This is a genomic window from Moorena sp. SIO4G3, from assembly GCF_010692305.1.
In the GTDB taxonomy this organism is placed as follows: domain Bacteria; phylum Cyanobacteriota; class Cyanobacteriia; order Cyanobacteriales; family Coleofasciculaceae; genus Moorena; species Moorena producens_A.
The window spans coordinates 1-5709 of record NZ_JAAHIG010000498.1 but is presented as its reverse complement, the minus strand read 5'-3'; the positions used below and the strand labels follow the sequence as shown (position 1 = coordinate 5709).

Sequence of the window (5709 nt, the reverse complement as noted above, 5' to 3'; positions counted from 1 at the left end):
CTTGCTGGATCACTCTTGAGCCAAAAAGTCTACTAACTGCTGACTAAACTCAGGATTGTATAAGCGTAAGTAATTCCAGTAATTACCCAAAACTTGCTTGACATAGTTTCTGGTTTCACCAAAGGGTATGGTTTCCACAAACTCATCTAAATCAATGGGTTCATTTCCCTTGAGCCATTTCCCTACATTACCTTGACCAGCATTGTAACTAGCAATGGCGAATGCGGAGTTATCCTCATACACGCGATGGCTATGGGCGAGAAACCAGGTTCCTAGTTTAATATTATCGTTGGGATTATCGAGTTTATAGTCATTAAAATTGATGGATTGCCCTACCCAAGCTGCAGTACTGGGCAACATTTGCATTAAGCCCATGGCACCAGCAACTGATGTAATGTTTGGCTCAAATCGAGACTCTTGACGAATTAAGGATATAACCAGTAGAGGATTAATGTTACGCTTTTTTGACTCGGTTTCGATTACCTCTATATAGGGAAAGGGATAGAGGGCTTGCCAGTAAGCCGGTTTTTTCCTGATTTTCTGATACTGCTCCTGTTCTTGGGATGTTTCTCGGTCTTCGAGGGTCTCTACCAGGGAAATTCCTTTGAGGTATTCTCCCATCGCCAACCTGAACAAGCCATCAGTAAACTGTTGGGGCACAGTGGGCTTGAGGCGAGTTTGAAATTCCCCTTGCCATAGGCTCCAAGCATCCTGGTCTTGACCAAGCTGATACAATTCCTTCAAAGCTGCTGAGCCCACAGGTAACTCGGGTCGCACCGTTGGCCAGTTTACAGTAAGGGATGACTGGCGCAGTGTGCTAAAGTCTCCCACATCCCAACCCAACTGTACCGCTGAGCGCCAAGCATAGTAAGATTGAATATGGTTGGTAATCACCTGCTTAAACGCTGCTTCGGCTTCCTGCTTCCGTCCTAGCTGAGTTGCCCATTTTCCCGACCAAAACCCTGCTCTACGGGCGATCAGACTGTGGGGATTATCCTTAAGGATAGGCTGAACGTTATGCCAAGCTGTCAGGATGTCTCCATTTTGTGCAGCCTCTTGAGCGATCTGCCAGCGATAGTCCGCTGCCGCATCAGAATTGCTATAGTTGTCGATTAACAATTGATAGGCTTGCTCAGCAGCGTTGGGACTTTTGAGTTGTTCGAGAGTTTTGGCTTTGGCCAAAAGTGCCTCAGCAGCTCGGTCGGGAAAGTGATCGATAACTTGGTCGAAATACGGTATCTTGTCAATGGGTGGTTCTAGTGCAGCGAGTTGGAGATAAGCCAAAGCGGTTTCTTTCGCATCGGGAAATTCCTCAACCATCTTTTTATAAGCCAGTTTCGCTGCTCTGGGCTTTTGGGCATACTGAAGTCCTCTAGCCCCTAGGTAAGTATGCTTAGGTGTTGGGTTAGCATTGCCATAAGCAGCACTGGCTTGAGCATATTTGCGGTCTTTCCAATAGGCTAATGCGATCGCTTCCCAATCTTTCGGCTGGATTATAGCACGATTTTTATCATCGACAGATTCCCCGTAGTTACTCACTAGTTTATCTAGCACTAGGGTAACTCCTGGTTGGTCAAAGGTATACCTGGCTAATAACAGCATCAGTTCAGGTTGATTAGGCTGATCCTTGAGGTCTTGCTGGATTAATTCAATGATGCGAGGATGAGAAGGATAGTTTTTCAGTGCTCGTTCCCAGTATTTGGGCTCTTCCGCAGAGAAGTCATACATCTGCTGTATTTTTGCCAACCAGGGCTGCTCAGAAGTCGAGATGGTGCTGGCATATTTCGGAGCAATAGATTCCTTTTTTGGTTTGCGGTAGGGTGAATCATCTGACTTGAAGGCATACAAGGCTTCAGCTGCCACTGGCTGATTACCATAGCGTTGGAGCAACTCCTGCCAAGCTTGTTGGGCTTGAGCTTTGTCCCCAGTGAGTTGGTAAGCCTGTGCTCGTTTGAGCACAATCTGTCCTGCTAATACTGGATATTCCCACTCTAATTTATCTAACCAACGCAATGCCTCCGTTCCCTGCTGCCCAGCTATGGCATCAACGGCCAATAGGTAACGAGCACGGCCACGATTGAGGGATTTTGGTCTAGTTGCGATCGCTTCGAGTTGTGCCACCCGCTCCTCGGGGGATTGGGATGCTAGTTTTAGGACTGTAGTGTCCCTAGGATCTCTGCGCCCCATGATTTGCTGGGGGAGCAAAACTACCCAATTCGTTAATCCTCGCGGGTTCTTGCGATCAATTAACGCGAAGATGGTAATCGAGATCAGCAGTAGGCTCAATCCCACACTAGACGCTAGTAGGATTTGTCGTCTGGTACGCTGGCGCAATTGCCGGCGCAATAAAGGATAGTAGCGGGAGAATTTCAAACGAGACCGTTTCATAGAGCCTCCTGGTGATGCACGTCCATAGTAGGTTTTGGGAATAGAAAGCTCTGTGACATCATCTGGGGGAGCATTGGTATTGTTAAGCTTGAGTAATTGGTAATTATGATGACTCACCGGGCTATTACCCATGCACCATTACTCTGACCGAAAAACACCTTTAACTATAAACACTACTGAAACAACCGGATAGGATCTGGCATTTCAATCCAACGTCTGACATTTCAACGTCTGTTCCTTTAACCATATTCAAAGGATCGATCGACAACCCCACAACTGTGCTGTGATTTGATAGGACACTTATGGAACGCGGAAAAATAGTCGCTATTATAACTGGAGCTATATCGATATTGCTAGCGATCGCTTACTTAATTATTGTCCAGCTGCTGGATTTTCGAGGAGAAATGATCCCTGCTCCAGTCAGCCAATCATTAGACTGGGGATATTGGATGGGATATTTTTACCCTGGTGTTGCGCAATGGTTAATTACTTAATCAGCCCATGAGTGTAAATGAAACTCCCTGGCGTAAACCCACGGCGATCCTAGGGCAAGAGAAATACTATTCCCTTGCCGGATCCTAGCCCCAGGTTATAATCTGCCCTGTGCTTTGGCTGTCTCTATTTGGCTGTATCCCGCAGTGCTGCCAGCACCGTCTCATGAATTACACCATTACTGACAACCACACCCTGATTTTCAACTAGCTGAGAACCGATAGAAAAGTTCAGAGGCTTACCATGCATATCTGTAACAAGCCCACCAGCTTCCTCCACAACAATGGTGCCTGCAGCATGGTCCCAAATTTTCTCACGGTAGTTGGGATACTTCCAAGACGGTAAACGCAGGTAAAGGGCTGCTTGACCAGAGGCAACCGCACCATACTTAGCCTGAGAATCCATCCGCAGGGAGTCTGCAGTAATTCCCACCGCTTTAGCGACCAAATCTTGCCGAGAATGGTCCCCATGACCAGATTCCACGCTTTCCACGAACCGGAGTTCTGCTGTATTCTCAGCATCAGTCACTTGAATCGATTGGGGTTCCCCACCACTAATAGGTACCATGGTTGCTCCCTGACCCCGTACTGCCACAAATAGAACACCCCGCTCCCCATCGGGTTGTGCTAGGTTGACGGGTAACGCTGGGCAAGCTAGCACTCCTACTTTCACTTCACCTTGTTCTACCAAAGCCAAGGCTACAGCATATTGATCATTACGCAGAAAGCCTTTGGTGCCATCAATCGGGTCTAAGGTCCAGTAGCGAGGTCCAATCTCACCATTGCCTCGATTAATCCAATTCACCACTGCCTCAGGAGTAGCATCATTAGTTACAGATTCTACATAACTGGTTACCTGTGCCAACTGATTCGCCATGGTTGGTTCCACCAAAGCAGCAGCATCTTCTTCACCCACTACTGGGTCATCTCGAAAGGCTTGGGCAAGTAAGCGGCAAATCACTGCCTGAGAGCCATAATCGGCAACAGTAACAGGGCTTTTGTCACTTTTTTCCATAGCTTCAGTCACCCGTTCAGACCGGACTTGCTCACAAATTTTGGCAGCGGCTAAGGCTGCCTCAATGGCAACCTGTTTCTCTTGTTCATAAGACATTTTCAATAACTGCTCCTAAGGGCGAAAAGATTTTTGGAAGGTGTTTTTGGTCATGGGTAATAGGTATAGCTAATCGGTAATAGACCCTTGAGTAATCACCATTAGCAATTAAAGATTACCTATTACTGACTAGGAACTGCCTGGTTTTAAAGGCTTGTGGCCTAGCAGCATGTTTTTCCCTGACCTTAGGGACAGAGCTAGGAATTGGCAGTCATTCATAGGTGTCATAACCCTTACAAAGGGGGAACTAATCTCCATTGCTGGCATCTTAGCTATGAAATTCCGGATTCAGAGGAAATTACCAGGGAATTAACTAAGAGCAGTAATCGAGGTACAACAATAATGTATTTCATCCGGATCATCTGTGCCATTTTCCTGCCACCACTCGGTGTGTTCTTGCAAGTGAGTTTTGGCAAGTCCTTTTGGCTTAATATTCTGTTAATGGTATTGGGTTTCATTGTAGGCACTCAACTTGGTTTTCCCAAATATGGTGTAGTACCCGCCATACTCCATGCCGTATGGGTAACTGCTAATCAATATCAGGATTAAACTGTTTACTAGGGACGGGGGCCCTAACCGAACACAAAACAGGGATTATAGGTCCGGTAACCCGGCTCTAAGACTAGAATAATTTGGCACAATGGAAGTGAGTACGCGCTCAAGAGTGCTTAAGCCAATCAGCCTTGTCGTAACAAACACCAAAGGTATACCAGAATGGATTTAATTCGGATTTTATGTGCTATTTTCGTGCCACCACTGGGAGTATTTTTGCAAGTGGGTTTTGGCTGGCCCTTTTGGATAAATATCCTTTTAACCCTATTGGGGTATATTCCAGGAATTATCCATGCCGTTTGGGTGATTGCCAAGAGATAAAATAAAGGATTAGACTGACTACAAATGTACAGTTCAAAACAATCATCCCAACCTGTGAAGTATAAGGATTTGAACTATCAGGGAGTCTACCCCTGCCCAGTCTGTCGTGTGGGTCAGATTCAAAATTTATCATTAATGGAAGCTTTTGCCTGTCACGAGTGCCGCCATATTTTCACTGCTGATCTCGAAAGGCAAATACTCAAAATAACCGATCGGCAGCCCCCAATGACCTGGCACTGGAATGGCAAAAAGTGGACAGGGGCGCATCTAGAGGGGGTTGAATGGGGATGGGTGAATTGGTTGTTAGCCTTGGCATTTGTAGTTTGTCCAACCACTTTAATTGGGGCAGCCGTTTATATGTTTCCGCCTGCCCCAGATAGTCCTGTATCGTGGCTTCCAGCTGCTTGGGTAGGCTTAACGTTTTTCTGCCATTTAGCTATTGTTGTCTGGTTGGTGATGGAATTTTATCAATTTCCAGTTTGGGAGTACTTGAGAATTGGACGGCAGCGAATTCTGGGCCGTTAGTCTTGTTAATTAACTTTAAAATACTGCTGAGTATTGTTAAGAATAACACCCTGAGATTTTCATCCTTTACAATATACAATTTCTAATTCCTAGTTGCTCACGATCACAGCTCGTAAGCATATGCACTACGCGCACGCGTGCGCGGTCAGCGGTCAGCGGTCAGTGGTCAGTGGTCAGTGGTCAGTGGTCAGTGGCGCTGCGCGAACGGCTTTGCCGAAAGCGTGGCCGTAGGCCAGGTTGGGGAATTCCGCGATTCTTGTTAAATTTTAATTAGGAGTAGGTCATGAACCACTTTACTGTGCTTATGGAGTTTTTGCGCGA

The 5709-nt window shown here is 46.4% G+C and carries 5 protein-coding genes and 1 pseudogene; 4 read left to right on the top strand and 2 right to left on the bottom strand.

The window, feature by feature from the left end; translation table 11 throughout:
* Positions 1 to 9: 9 nt before the first annotated feature.
* Entirely contained in the window at positions 10 to 2520 is a 2511-nt protein-coding gene (locus F6J99_RS41100) for a transglycosylase SLT domain-containing protein (protein ID WP_293122188.1), read from the bottom strand.
* Positions 2521 to 2690: 170 nt separating this feature from the next.
* Here F6J99_RS41100 and F6J99_RS41095 point away from each other — a divergent pair, with 170 nt between their 5' ends.
* Entirely contained in the window at positions 2691 to 2882 is a 192-nt protein-coding gene (locus F6J99_RS41095) for a hypothetical protein (RefSeq protein ID WP_070391769.1), read from the top strand.
* Positions 2883 to 3006: 124 nt separating this feature from the next.
* On the opposite strand, the gene F6J99_RS41090 is transcribed toward F6J99_RS41095, so the two are convergent.
* Positions 3007 to 3990, bottom strand: coding sequence for a 3'(2'),5'-bisphosphate nucleotidase (locus tag F6J99_RS41090; protein WP_293122185.1), 984 nt, complete (start codon positions 3988 to 3990; stop codon positions 3007 to 3009).
* Between the two features lie 342 nt (positions 3991 to 4332).
* On the opposite strand from F6J99_RS41090, the pseudogene F6J99_RS45950 reads away from it, so the two are divergent.
* From F6J99_RS45950 to F6J99_RS41075, 3 genes and pseudogenes are all read left to right on the top strand, one after another.
* Positions 4333 to 4449: pseudogene (locus F6J99_RS45950) on the top strand (YqaE/Pmp3 family membrane protein); the annotation flags it as partial.
* A 255-nt stretch (positions 4450 to 4704) separates the two neighbouring features.
* A complete protein-coding gene (locus tag F6J99_RS41080; RefSeq protein WP_070391771.1) occupies positions 4705 to 4863 on the top strand; it encodes a YqaE/Pmp3 family membrane protein in 159 nt (52 codons plus the stop codon).
* A gap of 24 nt (positions 4864 to 4887) precedes the next feature.
* Complete coding sequence (locus F6J99_RS41075) at positions 4888 to 5388, top strand: hypothetical protein (RefSeq protein ID WP_293122179.1); 501 nt, start codon at positions 4888 to 4890, stop codon at positions 5386 to 5388.
* The last annotated feature ends 321 nt before the right edge of the window (positions 5389 to 5709 follow it).

What these genes read in the sequence shown, in the direction of transcription:
- F6J99_RS41075 (WP_293122179.1), top strand. Translation starts at nt 4,888, where the DNA reads ATGTACAGTTCAAAACAATCATCCCAACCTGTGAAGTATAAGGATTTG.
- F6J99_RS41090 (WP_293122185.1), bottom strand. Translation starts at nt 3,990, where the DNA reads ATGTCTTATGAACAAGAGAAACAGGTTGCCATTGAGGCAGCCTTAGCC.
- F6J99_RS41080 (WP_070391771.1), top strand. Translation starts at nt 4,705, where the DNA reads ATGGATTTAATTCGGATTTTATGTGCTATTTTCGTGCCACCACTGGGA.
- F6J99_RS41095 (WP_070391769.1), top strand. Translation starts at nt 2,691, where the DNA reads ATGGAACGCGGAAAAATAGTCGCTATTATAACTGGAGCTATATCGATA.
- F6J99_RS41100 (WP_293122188.1), bottom strand. Translation starts at nt 2,520, where the DNA reads ATGGGTAATAGCCCGGTGAGTCATCATAATTACCAATTACTCAAGCTT.